15 protein-coding genes and 7 tRNA genes are annotated in these 18,343 nt (G+C 65.5%); 16 read left to right on the forward strand and 6 right to left on the reverse strand.

The window, feature by feature from the left end; genetic code table 11:
* Window positions 1-6 precede the first annotated feature (6 nt).
* From WS66_RS19100 to WS66_RS19115, 4 genes are all read left to right on the forward strand, one after another.
* The gene (locus WS66_RS19100; RefSeq protein ID WP_059599481.1) at window positions 7-1,050 is read left to right on the forward strand and encodes a microcin C ABC transporter permease YejB; all 1,044 of its coding nucleotides are present in this window, start codon (window positions 7-9) and stop codon (window positions 1,048-1,050) included.
* Between the two features lie 75 nt (window positions 1,051-1,125).
* Entirely contained in the window at window positions 1,126-2,223 is a 1,098-nt protein-coding gene (locus WS66_RS19105) for an ABC transporter permease (RefSeq protein ID WP_059599480.1), read from the forward strand.
* Window positions 2,220-3,842, forward strand: a complete 1,623-nt coding sequence (locus WS66_RS19110; protein ID WP_059599479.1) for an ABC transporter ATP-binding protein — start codon at window positions 2,220-2,222, stop codon at window positions 3,840-3,842. The genes WS66_RS19105 and WS66_RS19110 overlap by 4 nt, the downstream gene beginning before the upstream one ends.
* Window positions 3,843-3,970: 128 nt before the next feature.
* The gene (locus tag WS66_RS19115) at window positions 3,971-4,645 is read left to right on the forward strand and encodes a C40 family peptidase (protein WP_059599478.1); all 675 of its coding nucleotides are present in this window, start codon (window positions 3,971-3,973) and stop codon (window positions 4,643-4,645) included.
* Window positions 4,646-4,789: 144 nt separating this feature from the next.
* On the opposite strand, the gene WS66_RS19120 is transcribed toward WS66_RS19115, so the two are convergent.
* Window positions 4,790-5,716, reverse strand: coding sequence for a patatin-like phospholipase family protein (locus WS66_RS19120; RefSeq protein WP_059599477.1), 927 nt, complete (start codon window positions 5,714-5,716; stop codon window positions 4,790-4,792).
* A gap of 280 nt (window positions 5,717-5,996) precedes the next feature.
* Between WS66_RS19120 and gltX the strand changes: the two genes are divergently transcribed.
* The 9 genes from gltX to WS66_RS19170 all read left to right on the forward strand — a co-directional run bounded on the left by gltX (window position 5,997) and on the right by WS66_RS19170 (window position 9,354).
* Window positions 5,997-7,406, forward strand: a complete 1,410-nt coding sequence (gltX, locus tag WS66_RS19125) for a glutamate--tRNA ligase (protein WP_059599476.1) — start codon at window positions 5,997-5,999, stop codon at window positions 7,404-7,406.
* A gap of 127 nt (window positions 7,407-7,533) precedes the next feature.
* Window positions 7,534-7,609 (forward strand) — tRNA-Ala (locus WS66_RS19130).
* A 140-nt stretch (window positions 7,610-7,749) separates the two neighbouring features.
* Window positions 7,750-7,825, forward strand: a tRNA-Glu gene (locus WS66_RS19135).
* A gap of 82 nt (window positions 7,826-7,907) precedes the next feature.
* Window positions 7,908-7,984, forward strand: a tRNA-Asp gene (locus tag WS66_RS19140).
* A 63-nt stretch (window positions 7,985-8,047) separates the two neighbouring features.
* Window positions 8,048-8,123, forward strand: a tRNA-Glu gene (locus WS66_RS19145).
* A gap of 82 nt (window positions 8,124-8,205) precedes the next feature.
* Window positions 8,206-8,282 (forward strand) — tRNA-Asp (locus WS66_RS19150).
* Between the two features lie 65 nt (window positions 8,283-8,347).
* Window positions 8,348-8,423, forward strand: a tRNA-Glu gene (locus WS66_RS19155).
* A 73-nt stretch (window positions 8,424-8,496) separates the two neighbouring features.
* Window positions 8,497-8,573, forward strand: a tRNA-Asp gene (locus WS66_RS19160).
* A 316-nt stretch (window positions 8,574-8,889) separates the two neighbouring features.
* Complete coding sequence (locus tag WS66_RS19170) at window positions 8,890-9,354, forward strand: GNAT family N-acetyltransferase (protein WP_059599735.1); 465 nt, start codon at window positions 8,890-8,892, stop codon at window positions 9,352-9,354.
* Between the two features lie 39 nt (window positions 9,355-9,393).
* Here the strand turns inward: WS66_RS19170 and WS66_RS19175 are convergent, their stop codons facing one another.
* Window positions 9,394-10,272, reverse strand: coding sequence for an AraC family transcriptional regulator (locus WS66_RS19175; protein ID WP_059599736.1), 879 nt, complete (start codon window positions 10,270-10,272; stop codon window positions 9,394-9,396).
* A 308-nt stretch (window positions 10,273-10,580) separates the two neighbouring features.
* Between WS66_RS19175 and WS66_RS19180 the strand changes: the two genes are divergently transcribed.
* Window positions 10,581-10,994 carry a gamma-glutamylcyclotransferase family protein gene (locus tag WS66_RS19180; RefSeq protein WP_059599737.1) on the forward strand — a complete coding sequence of 138 codons (414 nt, stop codon included), beginning with the start codon at window positions 10,581-10,583 and terminating at the stop codon, window positions 10,992-10,994.
* A gap of 62 nt (window positions 10,995-11,056) precedes the next feature.
* Here WS66_RS19180 and WS66_RS19185 read toward each other — a convergent pair whose 3' ends face one another.
* The 3 genes from WS66_RS19185 to WS66_RS19195 form a co-directional block, all read right to left on the reverse strand.
* Window positions 11,057-12,379 (reverse strand): IS4 family transposase, encoded by a 1,323-nt coding sequence (locus tag WS66_RS19185; protein ID WP_108064754.1) that lies wholly within the window; start codon window positions 12,377-12,379, stop codon window positions 11,057-11,059.
* Window positions 12,380-12,559: 180 nt separating this feature from the next.
* A complete protein-coding gene (gene aceB / locus WS66_RS19190) occupies window positions 12,560-14,152 on the reverse strand; it encodes a malate synthase A (protein WP_059599975.1) in 1,593 nt (530 codons plus the stop codon).
* Between the two features lie 67 nt (window positions 14,153-14,219).
* Entirely contained in the window at window positions 14,220-14,981 is a 762-nt protein-coding gene (locus WS66_RS19195) for a haloacid dehalogenase type II (protein WP_059599900.1), read from the reverse strand.
* 153 nt (window positions 14,982-15,134) lie between these two features.
* Here WS66_RS19195 and WS66_RS19200 point away from each other — a divergent pair, with 153 nt between their 5' ends.
* Both WS66_RS19200 and WS66_RS19205 read left to right on the forward strand, forming a co-directional pair.
* Window positions 15,135-16,040, forward strand: coding sequence for a LysR family transcriptional regulator (locus WS66_RS19200; protein ID WP_059599901.1), 906 nt, complete (start codon window positions 15,135-15,137; stop codon window positions 16,038-16,040).
* 159 nt (window positions 16,041-16,199) lie between these two features.
* Window positions 16,200-16,634: a universal stress protein gene (locus WS66_RS19205; RefSeq protein ID WP_059599976.1), complete on the forward strand. Its 435-nt coding sequence runs from the start codon at window positions 16,200-16,202 to the stop codon at window positions 16,632-16,634.
* A 224-nt stretch (window positions 16,635-16,858) separates the two neighbouring features.
* Here WS66_RS19205 and aceA read toward each other — a convergent pair whose 3' ends face one another.
* Window positions 16,859-18,166, reverse strand: a complete 1,308-nt coding sequence (aceA, locus tag WS66_RS19210) for an isocitrate lyase (RefSeq protein ID WP_059599902.1) — start codon at window positions 18,164-18,166, stop codon at window positions 16,859-16,861.
* Between the last annotated feature and the right edge of the window lie 177 nt (window positions 18,167-18,343).

The raw sequence follows: 18,343 nt of genomic DNA on the forward strand, positions 1-18,343 counted from the left end.
CGCCCTATGTGGAGCTACATCCTCAAACGCCTGCTGCTGATGATCCCGACGCTCGTCGGCGTGCTCACGCTCACGTTCGCGGTGATCCAGTTCGTGCCGGGCGGCCCGGTCGAACAGGCCGTGCAGGAACTGCGCAAGGGCGCGACGGAACAGGGCGCGGCGCCGTTCGGGATGCGTGCGCATACCGGCGTCGACGCGCAGCAGCTCGCACAGCTCAAGGCGCTGTACGGCTTCGACAAGCCGCCGCTCGAGCGTTACTGGCTGATGCTGAAGCGCTTCGCGCGCTTCGATCTCGGCGATAGCTACTTCCGCCACCAGAGCGTGTGGTCGCTGATCGTGCAGAAGCTGCCGGTGTCGATCAGCATCGGGTTGTGGACGTTCTTCGTCACCTATCTGATCTCCGTGCCGCTCGGCATCGCGAAGGCCGTGCGCAACGGTTCGCCGTTCGATGTCGCGACGAGCCTCATCGTGCTGGTCGGCTATGCGATTCCGGGCTTCGTGCTCGGCGTGCTGCTGCTCGTGTTGTTCGGTGGCGGGACGTTCTGGCAGTTGTTCCCGCTGCGCGGGCTGACATCGGACAACTTTTCCCAGCTGTCGCTCGCCGGCAAGGTGCTCGACTATCTGTGGCACATCGCGCTGCCGATCACCGCATCGGTCGTCGGCAGTTTCGCGGTCATCACGATGCTCACGAAGAACGCGTTCCTCGATGAAATCCGCAAGCAGTACGTGCTGACCGCGCGCGCGAAAGGGCTCGCCGAGCGCACCGTGCTGTGGAAGCACGTGTTCCGCAACGCGATGCTGCCGCTGATCGTCGGGTTTCCAGCCGCGTTCATCGGCGCATTCTTCACGGGCAGCCTGCTGATCGAGACGCTGTTCTCGCTCGACGGCCTCGGGCTGCTGTCGTACGAGTCGGTCGTGCGGCGCGACTATCCGGTCGTGCTCGGCACGCTGTACCTGTTCACGCTGATCGGGCTCGCGACCAAGCTGATCTCCGACCTCTGCTACGTGTGGGTCGACCCGCGCATTCAATTCGACAATCTGGAGCGCTGACATGAAACCGTCCGCCAGCACGCCGCCAGCCGGCGCGCCTGTCCGCCTGCCCGCGCTCGCCGGGCGAGGTGCGCGATGAACCGGGCCGTCGTGTCGTCCCGCATCGACGCGGCGCGCGCGCGCGTGTCACCTTCGCCCGCGCGCCGCGTCTGGCAGCGCTTTCGCCAGCAGCGCCTCGGCTACTGGAGCTTCGTCATCTTTGCGGTCGCGTTCGCCGCGAGCCTCGCGGCACCGCTATGGTCGAACGACAAGCCGCTCGTCGTGCGCTACGACGGCCAGACCTATTTCCCGATGTTCCATGCGTATCCGGAGACGACCTTCGGCGGCGACTTCCCGACGCCGGCCGACTATCTCGATCCGTACGTCCGCAAGCGGCTCGAGGCGCCGGGCAACTTCGTCGTCTATCCGCCGAACCGCTATTACTACGACACGCTGAATTACTTTTCGACCGTGCCGAACCCGGCGCCGCCGTCGCGCGCGAACTGGCTCGGCACCGACGCGCAGGGGCGCGACCTGCTCGCGCGGCTCGTGTACGGGTTCCGCGTGTCGGTCGAGTTCGGGCTGATCCTGACCGCGATCGGCACGTTGCTCGGGATCGCCGCGGGCGCAGTGCAGGGCTTCTTCGGAGGACGCATCGACATCGTCGGGCAACGGCTGATCGAGATCTGGAGTTCGCTGCCCGAGTTGTACCTGCTGATCATCTTCGCATCGATCTTCGAGCCGAGCTTCCTGCTGCTGATCGTGCTGCTGTCGCTGTTCGGCTGGATCGGCCTGGCCGACTACGTGCGTGCCGAGTTCCTGCGCAACCGCACGCAGGACTACGTGCGGGCGGCCCGCGCGATGGGGCTCACGAACTGGCAGATCATCTGGCGCCACGTGCTGCCGAACAGCATGACGCCCGTGATCACGTTCCTGCCGTTCCGGATGAGCGGTGCAATCCTCGCGCTCACGAGCCTCGACTTCCTCGGGCTTGGCGTGCCGCCACCGACGCCGAGCCTCGGCGAGCTGCTCGCGCAGGGCAAGGGCAATCTCGACGCGTGGTGGATCTCGCTGTCGACGTTCGGCGTGCTGGTCGCGACGCTGCTGTTGCTGACCTTCATGGGCGATGCGCTGCGCAACGCGCTCGACACGCGGATCGCCGACTCGGTGCGCGCGGCAGGAGGCCAGCGATGAGCGACACGGTCGTATCGAACGCGGGCGAACCGCTGCTGTCGCTCGAGCACCTGCACGTGCGCTTCGGCGACACGGTGGCCGTCGACGACGTGACGCTCGCGATCGGCCGCGGCGAGCGCGTCGCGCTCGTCGGCGAGTCGGGGTCGGGCAAGAGCGTGACCGCGCTGTCGATCCTGCGGCTGCTGCGCGACGCCGACGTGAGCGGCACGATCCGCTTCGCCGGGCACGACCTCGCCGGCAAGAGCGAGCGCGAGATGCGCGGGCTGCGCGGCTCGGCCATCGCGATGATCTTCCAGGAGCCGATGACCGCGCTCAACCCGCTGTACACGATCGGTGCGCAAATCGGCGAGACGATCGTGCTGCACGACGGCGTGACGGCGGGGGAGGCGCGCAAGCGCGCGATCGCGCTGCTCGCGCGCACCGGCATCGCGGAGCCGGAGAAGCGCGTCGACAGTTACCCGCATCAGCTGTCGGGTGGCCAGCGGCAGCGCGCGATGATCGCGATGGCGCTCGCGTGCCGGCCGCGGCTCTTGCTCGCGGACGAGCCAACCACGGCGCTCGACGTGACGATCCGCGCGCAGATCGTCGATCTGCTGCTCGAGTTGCAGCGCGAGGAGGCGGAAAAACGCGGGATGGCGATCCTGCTGATCACGCACGACCTTAACCTCGTGCGGCACTTCGCCGAGCGGGTCGCGGTGATGGAGCGCGGCAAGCTGGTCGAAAGCGGGTCGGTCGAGCGGATCTTCGCGGAGCCGGAGCATCCGTATACCCGGCGGCTGCTGAATAGCCGGCCGCAGCGCACGGTCGCGCCGGTGCTGCCGATCGCGCCCGTCGTGCTCGAAGCGCGCCACGTCAGCGTGCAGTTCGCGCGCAAGCGGCCGGGCTTCGCGGGCTGGTTCGGCACGATGCCCGTGACGGCGGTCGCGGACGTGTCCGTGTCGGTGCGGCAGGGCGAGACGCTCGGGATCGTCGGCGAATCCGGTTCAGGGAAGTCGACGCTCGCGATGGCGCTGCTCGGGCTGCAACGGACGGTGCACGGCGAGATCGAATTCCAGGGGCGCGCGCTGTCGACCTACCGTGGCCGCGAACAGACCGCGCTGCGCTCGAACATGCAGGTCGTCTTTCAGGATCCATTCAGCTCGCTGTCGCCGCGTCACACGATCGAGCGGATCGTAGGCGAGGGGCTCGAACTGCATCGCCCGGAGCTGACGCCGGACGCGCGCCGCGCGAAGTCGCTGGCCGTGCTGCGCGAAGTCGGCCTCGACCGCACGGTGCTGCATCGCTATCCGCACGAATTCTCGGGCGGGCAGCGCCAGCGGATCGCAATCGCGCGCGCGCTCGTGCTGGAGCCGCGCATCCTGATCCTCGACGAACCGACTTCCGCGCTCGACGTGTCGATCCAGCAGCAGGTGCTGAAACTGCTCGCGAATTTGCAACAGAAATACAACCTCGGCTATGTATTCATCAGCCACGATCTGGAGGTGATCGGCGCGATGGCACATCGGGTCGCGGTAATGCAGGGCGGGGCGATCGTCGAGTCCGGGGACGTGGCCGATATCTTCACGAAACCGTCACATCCTTACACACAAAAGCTGTTGAAAGCGGTCTGGAAAGCGTGATAGGCGTCCAATGGTCTGACTATCTCGATTGTATTTTTTAATTTGTTTTGACAAACGATTACGCGCTGGCTAGTATCGACCGAAATTTTCCGCCAATCAGCTGATTTTTAAGCACATTCCATCGACCAATGCAGCATCGATCCCTGACCCAGGCATGCGCGCGCACCCTCGCCGGGCTGTTCATCGGCGCCCTGTTCGCAGCAGCTCCCGTCGCGTTCGCCGACGAAGTCAGCAGTTTTAACCAGAATGTCACGAATTCGACTCAAATCGGGTCGAATTCATCCATCCAGCAGACCAGCGCGCAGCCGTCGAGCGGCGGCGCGAAGTCGTTCCTCGCCGGCATGGCCGGCAAGGCAGGCGACGTGGTCGTCGGCGCGCTGAACATGATCGGCGTGCGCTACCGCTGGGGCGGCAACTCGCCGGATTCCGGCCTCGATTGCAGTGGCTTCGTGCGCTACGTGTTCCAGGACACGCTCGGCATGTCGCTGCCGCGTCGCGCGGAAGAGATGAGCCGCGTCGGCGAGAAGGTCAGCATGAGCAACCTGAAGCCGGGCGACCTCGTGTTCTTCAACACAATGCGCCGTACGTTCTCGCACGTCGGCATCTACATCGGCGACAACAAGTTCGTGCATTCGCCGTCGACGGGCAGCACGGTTCGCGTCGACGATCTCGACAGCGGCTACTGGGAAAAGCGTTTCACCGGTGCGCGCCGGATCGAATCGGCGTTCCCGATGAAGGCCGACGACCTGCGCCAGCGCGTGCGCGCGACGATCGGCGACGACGCGGCGAACGGCAGCAACTGAAGCACGCCGGCGATCGGCCGGATGAAAAAACCCTGTCACCGAAAGGCGGCAGGGTTTTTTGCTTTGGGGCGCGCGGAAGCGGCGGGTTGGGGGCGCCGGCGCCGGTGGCGGCCCGTTACACGTCGTGCCCCGCGATGCGTCCGCTTATGCCGCTGCTGCCCCGCGGGCTGCCGCAAGCTTGCGCTGCAACTCGGGCATGATGCGCGCGACCGCTTCTTCGCCCGCGAGGATGGCCGCGTTGCGCTGGCTGAAGTCGCTGCCGCCCATCGCCGCGAGGTTCGGGCGAATCACGACGTCCGCGTATTTGTCGAGCTCGTAGGTCTTGATCGTCTGACCCATGATCGTGAAGGTCTGCAGCAGCATCTCGATCGGGTTGCTGGTCGCCGCGCCGTCCGGTCGCGACGAGATGTCGACCGCGATCACGAAGTTCGCGCCCATCTTGCGCGCGAACGACGCGGGCACCGGGCTCACGAGACCGCCGTCGACGTATTCGCGGTTGCCGATCTTCACGGGCTCGAACACCGACGGCACGCTGCACGACGCGCGCACCGCAAGCCCCGTATTGCCCTGCTGGAACAGAATCGGCTGGCCGTTCTGCAGGTCGGTCGCGACGACGCCGAGCGGCTTCGCCATCTTCTCGATCGGCCGGTTGTTGAGCGTCTTGTTCAGGAAGTTCTGCAGCGCGATGCCCTGCAGCAGCCCGCGCGAGCGGAACGGCAGCGCCCAGTCGCTGATCGCCGCCTGATCCATGTCGAGCGCGATCTTGTTGATCTGCAGTCCGCTCATCCCCGACGCGTACAGTGCCCCGACCACCGAGCCCGCGCTCGTGCCGGCGACGATCTCGACCGGGATGCCGCGCGCCTCCAGCGCTTTCAGCACGCCGATGTGCGAGAAGCCGCGGGCGGCGCCGCCGCCGAGCGCGATGCCGATCTTCACGGGCTTCTCGCGCGACTGCGCGGGATTCGCGGCGTTGTCGGGGCGGGACTTGTCGCCGAACGACGTGCAAGCGGCGAGGCTGGCGGATGCGCATGCGATCGTGAAGTGACGGCGCGACAGGCGAGGGGACGACATCGTGTGGTTCTCCGGCGGCTTGGCGGCGGGCCGGGCGGCCCGCGGCGGCGATAGGTTCCGAGCGGCCGTGCGGCAGAAACCGGGCGGCCGGCGCGGCGCCAGCTGGCGGCCGCGGCGCGCACATCATAAAGCAAGCGGCGCGCTTGGCGCGAAGACCGGCGCGAGTATAATTCCGGCTTCTTTCCCGTTCCGGGCGCGGCCGGCCCCATTGCTGTCCGGGCTGTCGCCGTCGATCCCGCGTCGAATCATTCATGCGCCCCAGGCGTTCGAGTTACCGTTTATGACCCGTCCTGTCCGTACCCGCTTCGCGCCGAGTCCCACCGGCTTCATCCACCTCGGCAACATCCGCTCCGCGCTCTATCCGTGGGCGTTCGCGCGCAAGATGAAAGGCACGTTCGTGCTGCGTATCGAGGATACCGACGTCGAGCGCTCGTCGCAGGAAGCCGTCGACGCGATCCTCGAGGGGATGCAGTGGCTCGGCCTGGATTTCGACGAAGGCCCGATCTACCAGATGCAGCGGATGGACCGCTATCGCGCGGTGCTCGCGCAGATGCTCGAGCAGGGGCTCGCGTACCCGTGCTACATGTCGGCCGAGGAACTCGACGCGCTGCGCGAACGCCAGCGCGAGGCTGGCCTCAAGCCGCGCTACGACGGCACGTGGCGTCCGGAGCCGGGCAAGGTCCTGCCCGAGCCGCCGGCCGGTGTGAAGCCCGTGCTGCGGTTCCGCAACCCGCTGACCGGCACGGTCGTGTGGGACGACGCGGTGAAGGGGCGTGTCGAGATCTCGAACGAGGAGCTCGACGACCTCGTGATCGCGCGTCCGGACGGCACGCCGATCTACAACTTCTGCGTGGTCGTGGACGACATGGACATGAACATCACGCACGTGATCCGCGGCGACGACCATGTGAACAACACGCCCCGCCAGATCAACATCCTGCGCGCGCTCGGCGGCGAGCCGCCCGTCTATGCGCACCTGCCGACCGTGCTGAACGAGCAGGGCGAGAAGATGAGCAAGCGGCATGGCGCGATGAGCGTGATGGCGTATCGCGACGCGGGCTTCCTGCCGGAGGCGGTCGTCAACTACCTCGCGCGTCTCGGCTGGTCGCACGGCGACGCCGAAATCTTCTCGCGCGAGCAGTTCGTCGAATGGTTCGACCTCGAGCATCTCGGCAAGTCGCCCGCGCAATACGATCACAGCAAGCTGAGCTGGCTGAACGCCCATTACATCAAGGAAGCGGACAACGCGCGCCTCGCCGCGCTGGCGAAACCGTTCCTCGCGGCGCTCGGCATCGACGACGCGGCGATTGCGACGGGCCCGGCGCTCGACGCGGTGGTCGGCCTGATGAAGGATCGCGCGACGACGGTCAAGGAGATCGCCGAAGGCGCCGCGATGTTCTACCGCGTGCCGGCGCCGGACGCCGACGCGCTCGCGCAGCACGTGACCGACGCGGTGCGCCCGGCGCTGGCCGATCTCGTCGCCGCGCTGAAGGCAGCCGACTGGACGAAGGAAGCAGTGTCCGCCGCGTTGAAGGCGACGCTCGGCGCGCACAAGCTGAAGATGCCGCAGCTCGCGATGCCGGTGCGCCTGCTGGTGGCGGGCACGACGCATACGCCGTCGATCGACGCGGTGCTCGTACTGTTCGGTCGCGACATCGTGGTGTCGCGCATCGAGGGTGCGCTGGCCTGAGGTTGGGGCGGGGCGAAGCCGCCCGTGCATGACATCACGGCGGCTTCGCAAAAAAATTCGCTCGAATCGCAAAAAGGGTATTTACAAGTTCAAATTCGGTCCATATAATCTCATTTCTGTTCTGCAAGGGGGTATAGCTCAGCTGGGAGAGCGCTTGCATGGCATGCAAGAGGTCAGCGGTTCGATCCCGCTTACCTCCACCATCAGAGCAGAATGGATTGATTTGCGAAGCAGTGGTGGTAGTAATAAATGCTTCACAAAATGATTTAAAGCAGTTAGAATTTCGGCCTTCGCTGTTGATGATGAGTGAATAGCGAAAGTCAGACAGATCTGAAAAGATTATGTCCCCTTCGTCTAGAGGCCTAGGACATCACCCTTTCACGGTGAGTACAGGGGTTCGAATCCCCTAGGGGACGCCAGATTCAGCGGCGTTTCGTAGTAGAAGTGTCGCGAGGCTTGCAGAACGTAACCGACGTCCTGCAGGTAACGGTGCAGAAAGTTGGAGCGGTAGTTCAGTCGGTTAGAATACCGGCCTGTCACGCCGGGGGTCGCGGGTTCGAGTCCCGTCCGCTCCGCCAGAACGAAGCCCGTTCAAGACGTTTTTGAGCGGGCTTTTGTATTAAAGGTGTAAGCAGTGCCTTGTCCCCTTCGTCTAGAGGCCTAGGACATCACCCTTTCACGGTGAGTACAGGGGTTCGAATCCCCTAGGGGACGCCAGATTCAGCGGCGTTTCGTAGTAGAAGTGTCGCAACGCTCGCAGGGCGTGAACGAGGTCCTGCGGGTGAGAGTAAAGAAAGCTGGAGCGGTAGTTCAGTTGGTTAGAATACCGGCCTGTCACGCCGGGGGTCGCGGGTTCGAGCCCCGTCCGCTCCGCCAGAACAAGGCCCGTTCAAATGAACGTTTTGAACGGGCTTTTGCATTAAAGATGTAAGCAGTACGTTGTCCCCTTCGTCTAGAGGCCTAGGACATCACCCTTTCACGGTGAGTACAGGGGTTCGAATCCCCTAGGGGACGCCAGATTTCGGCGTCGTTCGAACAAACGATGCGCCGGCAGGAAGTAACCGACGCCTGCCAGGCAAGAAGCAAGACTGGAGCGGTAGTTCAGTCGGTTAGAATACCGGCCTGTCACGCCGGGGGTCGCGGGTTCGAGTCCCGTCCGCTCCGCCAGAAAATGAAAAAGCCCGCCTCGCGCGGGCTTTTTCATTTGCGTTTCCGTTCGTGCCCGCTTGCGGGCGCGTGATTGCGGAGTGGAGGAAGCCGCCTGCGCGGCTTCCGGCGGGACTCGAAGGGCTGCGCGTGCACGCGCAGCCGCGGCCTGCGGGATGTAGGCGAGTCCCGTCCGCTCCGCCAGAAAATGAAAAAGCCCGCCTCGCGCGGGCTTTTTCATTTGCATCGCCGATCCGCGCGTCGCTACGAGAAATTCGCGATTGCATCCGCCCGCGACTGCGCTATCGTGGCGGGATGCGTACTTGACCCCCGCGCGATGCTCGATCCGACCGACCTGCGATTGCTGTATCAGCTCCGGCCAGCGGAGCCTGGCGATTTTCCCTTTGCCGAGGCGCTCACGCACGGCAACATGGGCGGCTATTACAAGCGCCATGGCCTCGTCTGGCGCAGCGATCTGTTCTATGCGAGCTGGCGCGAATCCGAAAACTTCATCCTGGAAGCCGACGGTCAACGCATCGGCGTGCTGCGCGTGACCGAGGAGGGCGATTCGCTGCACATCCGCGACGTGCAGATCGTAGCCGGCCATCGCGGGCAGGGTGCAGGCACCTACATGCTCGACATGTCGCATCGTTGGGCGCGCGCCCGCGGGCTGCACGAACTGCAGTTGCGCGTGTTCGTCGACAATCCGGCCGCGAAGCTCTACCAGCGCATGGGGTACCGCGTCACCGGGCCCAGGCTGGCGCAGATCGGATCGATCCGCCATATGGTGCGCGCAGTCTGAATGCGCAACGGCACAAGGCCGGAGGCAACCTGGCGACGGTCAGCGTGCAGTGCCGATCGCGTTGTCGTCGGGGATGTCGTCGGTGGCGATGCCGTCTTCCGAGCCGCGATGCTCATAGCCGCGCAGCATGAATGCGCGCGGGCTTTCGCCGAACGCGCGCCGGAACATCGCCGAAAACGCGCTCTGGCTCTGGTAGCCGAGCTCACGCGCGATATGTGACAGAGGACGCCCCTGGTTCAACAGTGGAATCGCGCGCGCGAGCAGCGCCTGCTGCCGCCACTGCGAAAAACTCACGCCCAGTTCCTGCTTGAACAGCCGCGAAATCGTGCGCGTGCTTGCGCCGACCTCACCCGCCCAGTGTTCGAGCGATTCCGCGTGCGCGGGTTGCGCGAGCACCGACTCGCACAGCAGGCGCAGCCGCTTCTCGTCGGGCATCGGCACCGCGAGCGGCAGCGGTTCGGCGCGACTCAGTTCGTCGAGCACGAGCCCGCACAGCAGCCGTTCGCGTTCGCTGCTCAGGTCGCGCGCGTCGAGTGCGACGATCAGTTCGCGCAGCAGGCCGGTCACCTCGACGACCCGGCATGCGTCGAGCCCGTCCGGCACGACCGACTCGTCGATATACAGCGTGCGCAAGTACGCTTCCTCGACGATCACGACCTCGTGCGTGACGTGCGGCGGCACCCAGATCGCTCGGGAAGGCGGCACCATCCAGGTCGTCCCGGTCGTCGCGACGCGCAGCACGCCGCGCGACGCATACGCAAGTTGGGCCCACGCGTGCGTGTGCAGCGGGATCCGGCGGCCGGCATCCACCTGCCGCGCCCGTACGCGCATCGGGTGGACGCGGGTCGGCGCGAACTCGGGCGGGATGTCGATGACGTCGTAGGGATTCGATGCGTCGGCTTGTGCAGGCGGATTCATGGACGATTCGGTCGGCTCGGCGGCGATGCCGTTATTTTAGAAGGCGCCGCGCAGGCGCATGCGGCGGTTTTTCGGCCGATAATGCACCGTTCAAATGAACTTTGTATGGGGCCGCACGCGTTCCGGCCGACGCGATCCGGGTGCCGGGCCAGCGCGCCCCATCGTGCCGAAAAGAACCATCGGGCCGCCGGCGCGGTCTATCGATGCGGGCGCGTCCTCGCGCGAGCGGCGCCCCGGCGACGCCGGCGCCCGCGGCGCGGCCGCGACGGCCCGGCACGGCAACACCTGAATCGAAGAGGAGAACCACAATGCGCTATGTATTCGTCTACGGCACGTTGAGAGCGGGAGAGGCCAATGACATCGGCCATGCGGCCGCGCGGCACGGGATTGCCGCGCCGACGCTGCTCGGTGCGGCCGCGCTGCCGGGCGAACTGTACGATTTCGGCACGTATCCGGGCATGGTCGCCGGGCCGGCCGGCCAGTCGCTCGTATGGGGCGACGTCTACGAGATCGACGAACAACTGGTGCCCGTGCTCGACGAGATCGAGCGCGTCTATCCGGGCGTCGACACGCTGTTCCGGCAGGAGCCGGTGATCGTCGAGCTCGGCGGCCGTGCGTATGCGTGCGTCCACTATCCGGTCGCCGCGCATGCGGCAGCCGACCGACCGCGCATTGCGTCGGGCGACTGGGTTCAGCACCGGCGCGAGCGGGAAGCCGCCTGAGCGTCCGCGCGGCGAACGGCGGCACGGCAAAAATAAAAAGCGCCCCGCAGGGCTAATGCCGTTCAGTTGAGGTTCTTTCTGAGGAACCGGACAGCGTAACGAGCAGGACGGGACTTGACGGCCCGATCGCATTTGCGATCGGGGCGTTTTACGTTGATGAGCAACTTGAGGTGCTCGCGAAGTCGCTTGAGGACGGCGGGCAACTTGGCGAAGGCAGGCGTTCGCGCAGCCCACATCATCTCGTGCTGGATCAGATGGAACGAGCGAACGAAGCTCAGTTCGGTCGGCTCGCACTTGGCTTCGAAGGCGGCGCAGGCCATTTCTCGACGAATCAGGTTGTAGGCGATCAATGCGCCCCAGATCTCTTGATAGATGCCCTCGACGGTTCGGCTGCGTAGCGCCAGTTCGCTACCCAGCATGGACTGCTTCAGTTCACGGTAGCTGGTTTCGATCTGCCAGCGCCGCTCGTAGCAAGCCACCAGATCGGCCAACTTGAAGCGGCGCCGATCGGTCAAGGACGTCAGCAGTACTCGCTGCCGCCCCTGTGCATCCTGAATGCGCACCGCACGTGCCGTCCACCACTCCGGCAGATCGGGGCATTTCTGCCGAGCCTGAGGCGAGACGCGCATGCGCACTAGTGCATCGTCCGGTTTGCCGGACAGCACCTCCCAACGCGTATTGGACTTTGCCGGAATGAGGAAGTGGCGATTGCGTTCGCCCGAGCTCAGGCCGCACAGGATCTCGGCTGCCAGGAAGCCTTTGTCGAAGACCGTGAGCGAATGGTCGGGAATCTGCGCCAGCAGATCCTTGGCGTAGATCATCTCGTTGGTGTCGTAGCGGCCAAACGCGATGTTCGCCACGAGATGCGTCGGGATCGAGGTCAGCGTGACAGCCCGCACTTGTGGGTAGCTCGCCACCTTGCCGCTCGCGTAGCGTTGGGCCCCAAAATGTTCCCGATTCGCGGCACTATCCGGCGTGCGTAGCGTGGTGCCATCCATGGCCCATAGGCTGAGGCCTTTGAAGCCATGACGAACAGCGTCCTGCTTGCACCATGCCTGCGCGGTTTGCTCGAACAGCCAAGCTATCGGGGCTTGGCCCAAGCGTTGCCGGGCTTGGGTAACGGCGCTCTTGCTGACGAAGGTGGCCTCGTTGGGCAACACTAGCTCAAGGCTGTCCACCACTTCACTGATCGACCAATGACGATAGATCGCCAGCGCAATCACCAGCCAGACCACCTGTTCGGCGGGCAACCGACGGCGACGGATGCTCGCCGTGCCGGTCGCTTCGACGGCTTGCTCGATCCATGCATGCGGTAGATGCTCCGCCAACCGGCTCAGGTCGGTTGGTCCGGCATCCAGCATGAAGGTCAGGTGGTCGGTCAGCATCGCGCCAAAAGTTAACATCTCAGCGCAGCGTTTACAACCATTCCTTCCCCAAAACAAAAATGCCGTTCAGTCGCTTAACTGAACGGCATTAGCCCCGCAGGGCGCTTTTTTCATGCCGCCGTGTCGCGCGTGACCGGCGGCGGGCAGGTCGGGGCGATCAGGTCGACCCGGTCCGCGTCGTCAGATTTCCTCGTACAGCGGCAGCGTCAGGAATTCGGTGAAGCCTTCCGACGTCGACATCTGCTCGAAGATCGCCGCGGCACGCTCGTACGGCTGCGTGTTGCCGCCGACCGAACGCTTCACGTTCTCAAGCTCGGCCTTCGCGAATTCGCGTACGAGCTCGGCCGTGACCTTGCGGCCGTCGTCGAGCACGCCCTTCGGCGAGCGGATCCACTGCCATACCTGCGAGCGGGAGATCTCGGCGGTCGCCGCGTCTTCCATCAGATTGTGGATCGGCACGCAGCCGTTGCCGTCGAGCCAGGCACCGAGATAATGGATGCCGACGTTGATGTTGTTGCGCAGCCCGGCTTCGGTGATCGGTGCTTCAGGCTGGAAGTCGAGCAGGTTCCTGCCTTCGATCTGGACGTCGTCACGCTGCTTCGCGATCTGGTTCGGCCGGTCGCCGAGCACCTTGACGAATTCTTCCATCGCGATCGGCACGAGGCCCGGGTGCGCGACCCAGCCGCCGTCGTAGCCGTCGGTCGCGTCGCGCTGCTTGTCCGAGCGCACGCCGCCCATCGCCTTGTCGTTCGCTTCCGGATCGTTCTTGATCGGAATCAGCGCGCTCATCCCGCCGATCGCCGGCGCGTTGCGCTTGTGACAGGTCTTCAGCAGCAGCAGCGCGTACGCCCGCATGAACGGCACCGTCATCGTGATCTTCGAGCGGTCGGCCAGGCAGAAGTCGCGGTCGTTCTTGAACTTCTTGATCGCCGAGAAGATGTAGTCCCAGCGGCCGGCGTTCAGGCCCGAGCTGTGTTCGCGCAGTTCGTACAGGATCTCGTCCATCTCGAATGCCGCGAGGATCGTTTCGATCAGCACCGTCGCGCGGATCGTGCCGCGCGGCACGCCGACTGCCTCCTGTGCGGCGACGAAGATGTCGTTCCACAGGCGCGCCTCGAGATGGCTTTCCATCTTCGGCAGGTAGAAGTACGGGCCCGAGCCGCGTGCGATCAGTTCTTTCGCGTTGTGGAACAGGAACAGCGCGAAATCGAAGATGCCGCCGGACACGCGCTGGCCGTCGACCGTCACGTGCTTCTCGTCGAGGTGCCAGCCGCGCGGACGCACGATCAGCGTCGCGACCTTGTCGTTCAGCCGGTACGACTTGCCGTTCTGCTCGAGCGAAATCGTGCGGCGCACGGCGTCCTTCAGGTTGATCTGGCCGTCGATCTGGTTCGTCCAGCTCGGCGCGTTCGAATCCTCGAAGTCCGTCATGTACGAATCGGCGCCGGAGTTCAGCGCGTTGATGATCATCTTGCGCTCGACGGGGCCGGTGATCTCGACACGGCGGCATTGCAGGTCGGCCGGCAGCGGCGCGACCTTCCAGTCGCCGTCGCGGATCGCCTTCGTATCGGCCAGGAAATCGGGGCGTTCGCCGGCGTCGAGGCGCTTGGTGCGCTCGACGCGGGCCTGCAGCAGTGCCTGGCGGCGCGGCTCGAACGCGCGGTGCAGCGCCGCGACGAGTGCGAGCGCTTCAGGCGTCAGGATCGCTTCGTAACCCGGCTTGATTTCGCCGGTGATCGCCATGCCTTGCGGCAGCGTGATCGGGGTGCTCATGAGTCTCATCTCCTTGGTCGGTCAGTTGCGGTTTCGGTGAAGGGGGAAGGCGGCAGCGCCGCGAACGTCATGCGCCCGGGCCGGGGCGCGCGCGGTTCGCGGGTCTGCCGGACGGAGCCGGGGTGGCGAGGAATGCGAGCAGGTCGGCCATGCCGCTGCCGGTGCCGTCGGGCGGTACGCCGAGTTCCTCGGCGGGCGCGCCCGTGCGGTTGAGCCAGAACGTCGTGTAGCCGAACCAGCCGGCCCCCGCGACGTCCCAGGCGTTCGACGACACGAACACGATGTCGCGCGGATTCGCGCCAAACGCGGCGGTGCCAAGCGCATACGCGACCGGGCTCGGCTTGTACGCGCGCACCGCGTCGGCCGACAGCACGCGATCGAACAGGCCGGTCATGCCGGCGCTCTTGATCGCGATGTCGAGCATCTCCGGATTGCCGTTCGACAGGATCGCGAGCGGCGGGCGCGGTTCGAGCGCGCGCAGCTTGCGCAGCGCGGGCACCGTGTCGGGATAGGTGGACAGGCACGCGTATTCGTCCATCAGCCGCTTCTCGGCCGCGCTGTTCAGCGCGAGGCCGAGCACGCGCGCGGCGAACCGCAGCGCGTCGAGCGTGATGTCGCGGAACGGGCGATAGCGGGCGCCGGACGGATCGGCGAGCGTGCGCAACTGCGAATATTCGATTTGCTTGCGTCGCCACAGCTGCGACAACCGCTCCCCGTGACCGGGAAACATCTGCTCTGCCGCGGCCACGACCGCATGCACGTCGAACAACGTACCGAATGCGTCGAAGAGGATTGCGTCGGGAGAGGAGAGTGTCGTTGTGGCCGACATAGCCTTGCGCTCCAGTTTCAGAGGTCGGGTCGATTCTATTCGTGATGGCAGATGCTAAAAAAGACGCTAATCATCACTTGATCTTTTACTTTCATATACATAATCTTGACCGCTCAAGCTATTTGAAGGGCGGGAGCACCACCCTGGTGAGTCATGGACCGGTTCAAACAGATCGAAACGTTCGCCGCGGTCGCGGCGAAGGGCAGCCTGTCGGCGGCGGCGCATGCGGAAGGCGTCGCACCGGCGATCATCGGCCGCCGCCTCGACGCGCTCGAGGAGCGGCTCGGCGTCAAGCTGCTGGTGCGCACGACCCGCAAGCTCACACTGACCTTCGAGGGGTCGGCCTTCCTCGAGGATTGCCAGCGGATCATCAACGACATGCAGAACGCGGAGGCGAGCGTGTCCGCTGGCGGCGTGAAGGCGAGCGGCCACCTGCGCATTTCCGCGCCGGCCGGTTTCGGCCGGCGCCACGTCGCGCCGCTCGTGCCCGAATTCAGTGGCGCGCATCCGGACGTGTCGGTCACGCTCGACCTCTCCGACCGGATGGTTGATCTCGTCAACGAAGGGTTCGATTGCGCGGTGCGGCTCGGCGAGTTGCCCGATTCGTCGCTGGTGTCGCTGAAGCTCGGCGAGAACCGGCGCGTGTGCGTCGCGTCCCCCGCGTATCTCGCGCGACGCGGCACGCCGGCCACGCTCGCGGAACTCGCGCGCCACAACTGCCTCGCGCTGGCCGCGAACGCCAACCAGCAACGCGGCTGGGTGTTCCAGGAGGACGACAAGGTCGTGTCGATCCGCGTGAACGGCACGATGGAATGCTCGGACGGCGCGGTGCTGCACGAATGGTGTCTTGCCGGCCACGGCCTGGCATGGAGATCGTGGTGGGAGGTTGGCGACGACATCGCGGCCGGCCGCCTCGTCAGCGTGCTCGACGCGTTCGCGGCGCCGCCGATCGGCATCCACGCGGTGTTTCCGCAGCGCCGCCACCTGCCGCTGCGCGTGCGCCTGTTTCTCGATTACCTGAAACATACTTACGAACGGCCCGGGTATTGGGGCGAGTAGGGCGCGCCCGTCCGCGCGTTTCCGATATGAGGGCGAACCCGCTGCCGGCGCCGGTCGCCCGGTTTCGCGCACTACAATCGAAACTGGCATGCGCGACGCGCCCGGGCCGGCCCGCATGGGTTCGCGGCGCGCGCGGTGCGTCTGACGCAGGAGGGCGCGATGTTCCGGCACATCCTCGTTCCAACCGACGGTTCCGAGCTGTCGCAGAAGGCGATCGACGGCGCGATCGATCTGGCGCGTGCGGTCGGCGCGCAGGTCACGGCCTATGCGTGCCTGCCGCAGTATCCGTACTCGCCGTTTTCCGAAGTGATCATCGAGCCGCCCGCCGATTTCCGGGCGCGCAGCGAGCGCGAGGCGCGCACACACCTGGACGACGTGCAGGCGGCCGCGAAGGCAGCTGGCGTCGTCTGCGACAGCTGGACCAGCGTGCACCCCTCGCCGTACCTCGGCATCATCGAGGCGGCCGAACGCGGCGGCTGCGACTTGATCTTCATGGCGTCGCACGGACGCCGCGGGCTCGGCAGTCTGCTGATCGGCAGCGAAACGCAGCGCGTGCTGACCCATACGAAAATTCCAGTGATCGTCTATCGGTAGACGCGGCGCCGTGTATGGCCGCGCGGGCGGGGGCACGGCAGCGCCGCTGAAAAAAGGCGCGCCGGACGAAGCCGGCGCGCGTCGTTGCTGGCGGCCGCAGGCCGCGCGGCGGGTCGCACGGGTCACCGCGCGCCTGCCGTCTCCTCCCTGATTGTTGTCCCGTGCAGCCGATGCCGCGCCGTCGCGTGACGGGCGGGCAACGGCGTGACGCTTTCTTTCGCGCGTTATGCGACCTTCTTGCCGTCGAAGAACTGTTCGTCCTCGGTCGAGCCGTGCAGCGCGGTCGTCGAGGCTTCGCGCTCGACCGTCTGCGTGACCGCGTCGAAGTAGCCGGTGCCGACTTCGCGCTGGTGCTTGACGGCCGTGAAGCCCTTGTCCGCCGCCGCGAACTCGGCCTGCTGCAGTTCGACGAACGCGCTCATCTGCGTGCGGGCATAGCCGTGCGCGAGGTTGAACATCGAGTAGTTCAGCGCATGGAAGCCGGCCAGCGTGATGAACTGGAACTTGTAGCCCATCGCGCCGAGCTCCTTCTGGAACTTCGCGATCGTCGCGTCGTCGAGGTTCTTCTTCCAGTTGAACGACGGCGAACAGTTGTACGACAGCATCTTGCCCGGGAACTGCTTGTGGATCGCTTCCGCGAATTTCTTCGCGTACTCGAGATCCGGCTTGCCCGTTTCGCACCACACGAGGTCGGCGTACGGCGCATACGCGAGGCCGCGCGAGATCGCCTGCCCGATGCCCGGCTTCGTGCGGAAGAAGCCTTCGACCGTGCGCTCGCCCGTCAGGAACGGCTTGTCGTTGTCGTCGATGTCGGACGTGATCAGGTCCGCCGCTTCCGCGTCGGTCCGCGCGACCAGCACGGTCGGCGTGCCCATCACGTCCGCCGCGAGACGCGCCGCCGTGAGCTTCGCGACCGCTTCGCGCGTCGGCACGAGCACCTTGCCGCCCATGTGACCGCACTTCTTCACCGACGCGAGCTGGTCCTCGAAGTGGACGCCCGATGCGCCTGCCTCGATCATCGCCTTCATCAGTTCGAACGCGTTCAGCACGCCGCCGAAGCCGGCTTCCGCATCGGCAACGATCGGCGCGAAGAAGTCCACGTAGCCTTCGTCGCCCGGGTTCTTGCCTTCGGACCACTGGATCTGGTCGGCACGCGTCAGCGTGTTGTTGATGCGCTTGACGACGAGCGGCACCGAGTTCGCCGGGTACAGCGACTGGTCCGGGTACATTTCGCCCGCGACGTTCGCGTCGCCGGCCACCTGCCAGCCGGACAGGTAGATTGCCTTCAGGCCGGCCTTCACCTGCTGCATCGCCTGATTGCCGGTCAGCGCGCCGAGCGCGTTGACGAACGGCTCTTCGTTGATGAGGCTCCACAGCTTTTCCGCGCCGCGCTTGGCCAGCGTGTGCTCGACGGCGATCGAGCCGCGCAGGCGAACCACGTCCTCAGCCGTGTAGCTGCGCTTGATGCCCTTCCAGCGCGGATCGGTTTCCCATTGCGTTTGCAGTTCCTGTGTCTGTTGCTGTCGCGACATGATGAGCTCCTTGATGCGGTGTGTTGCCAGATCGTCGAATCGGAAGGTACTGATGCTGTTCTCGAAACGGGGGCAGGGTGCGTGCCGTTCCGGGAAGTCTTGTATAAGAGTGTAGGCAAACCGATCGGAGCGAAACAGAGGGTGGCTCAAGAAGCGCTAAACTTTTTAATTGTTATT

The sequence above is a fragment of the Burkholderia sp. LA-2-3-30-S1-D2 genome, from assembly GCF_001523915.2.
Taxonomy (GTDB): domain Bacteria; phylum Pseudomonadota; class Gammaproteobacteria; order Burkholderiales; family Burkholderiaceae; genus Burkholderia; species Burkholderia diffusa.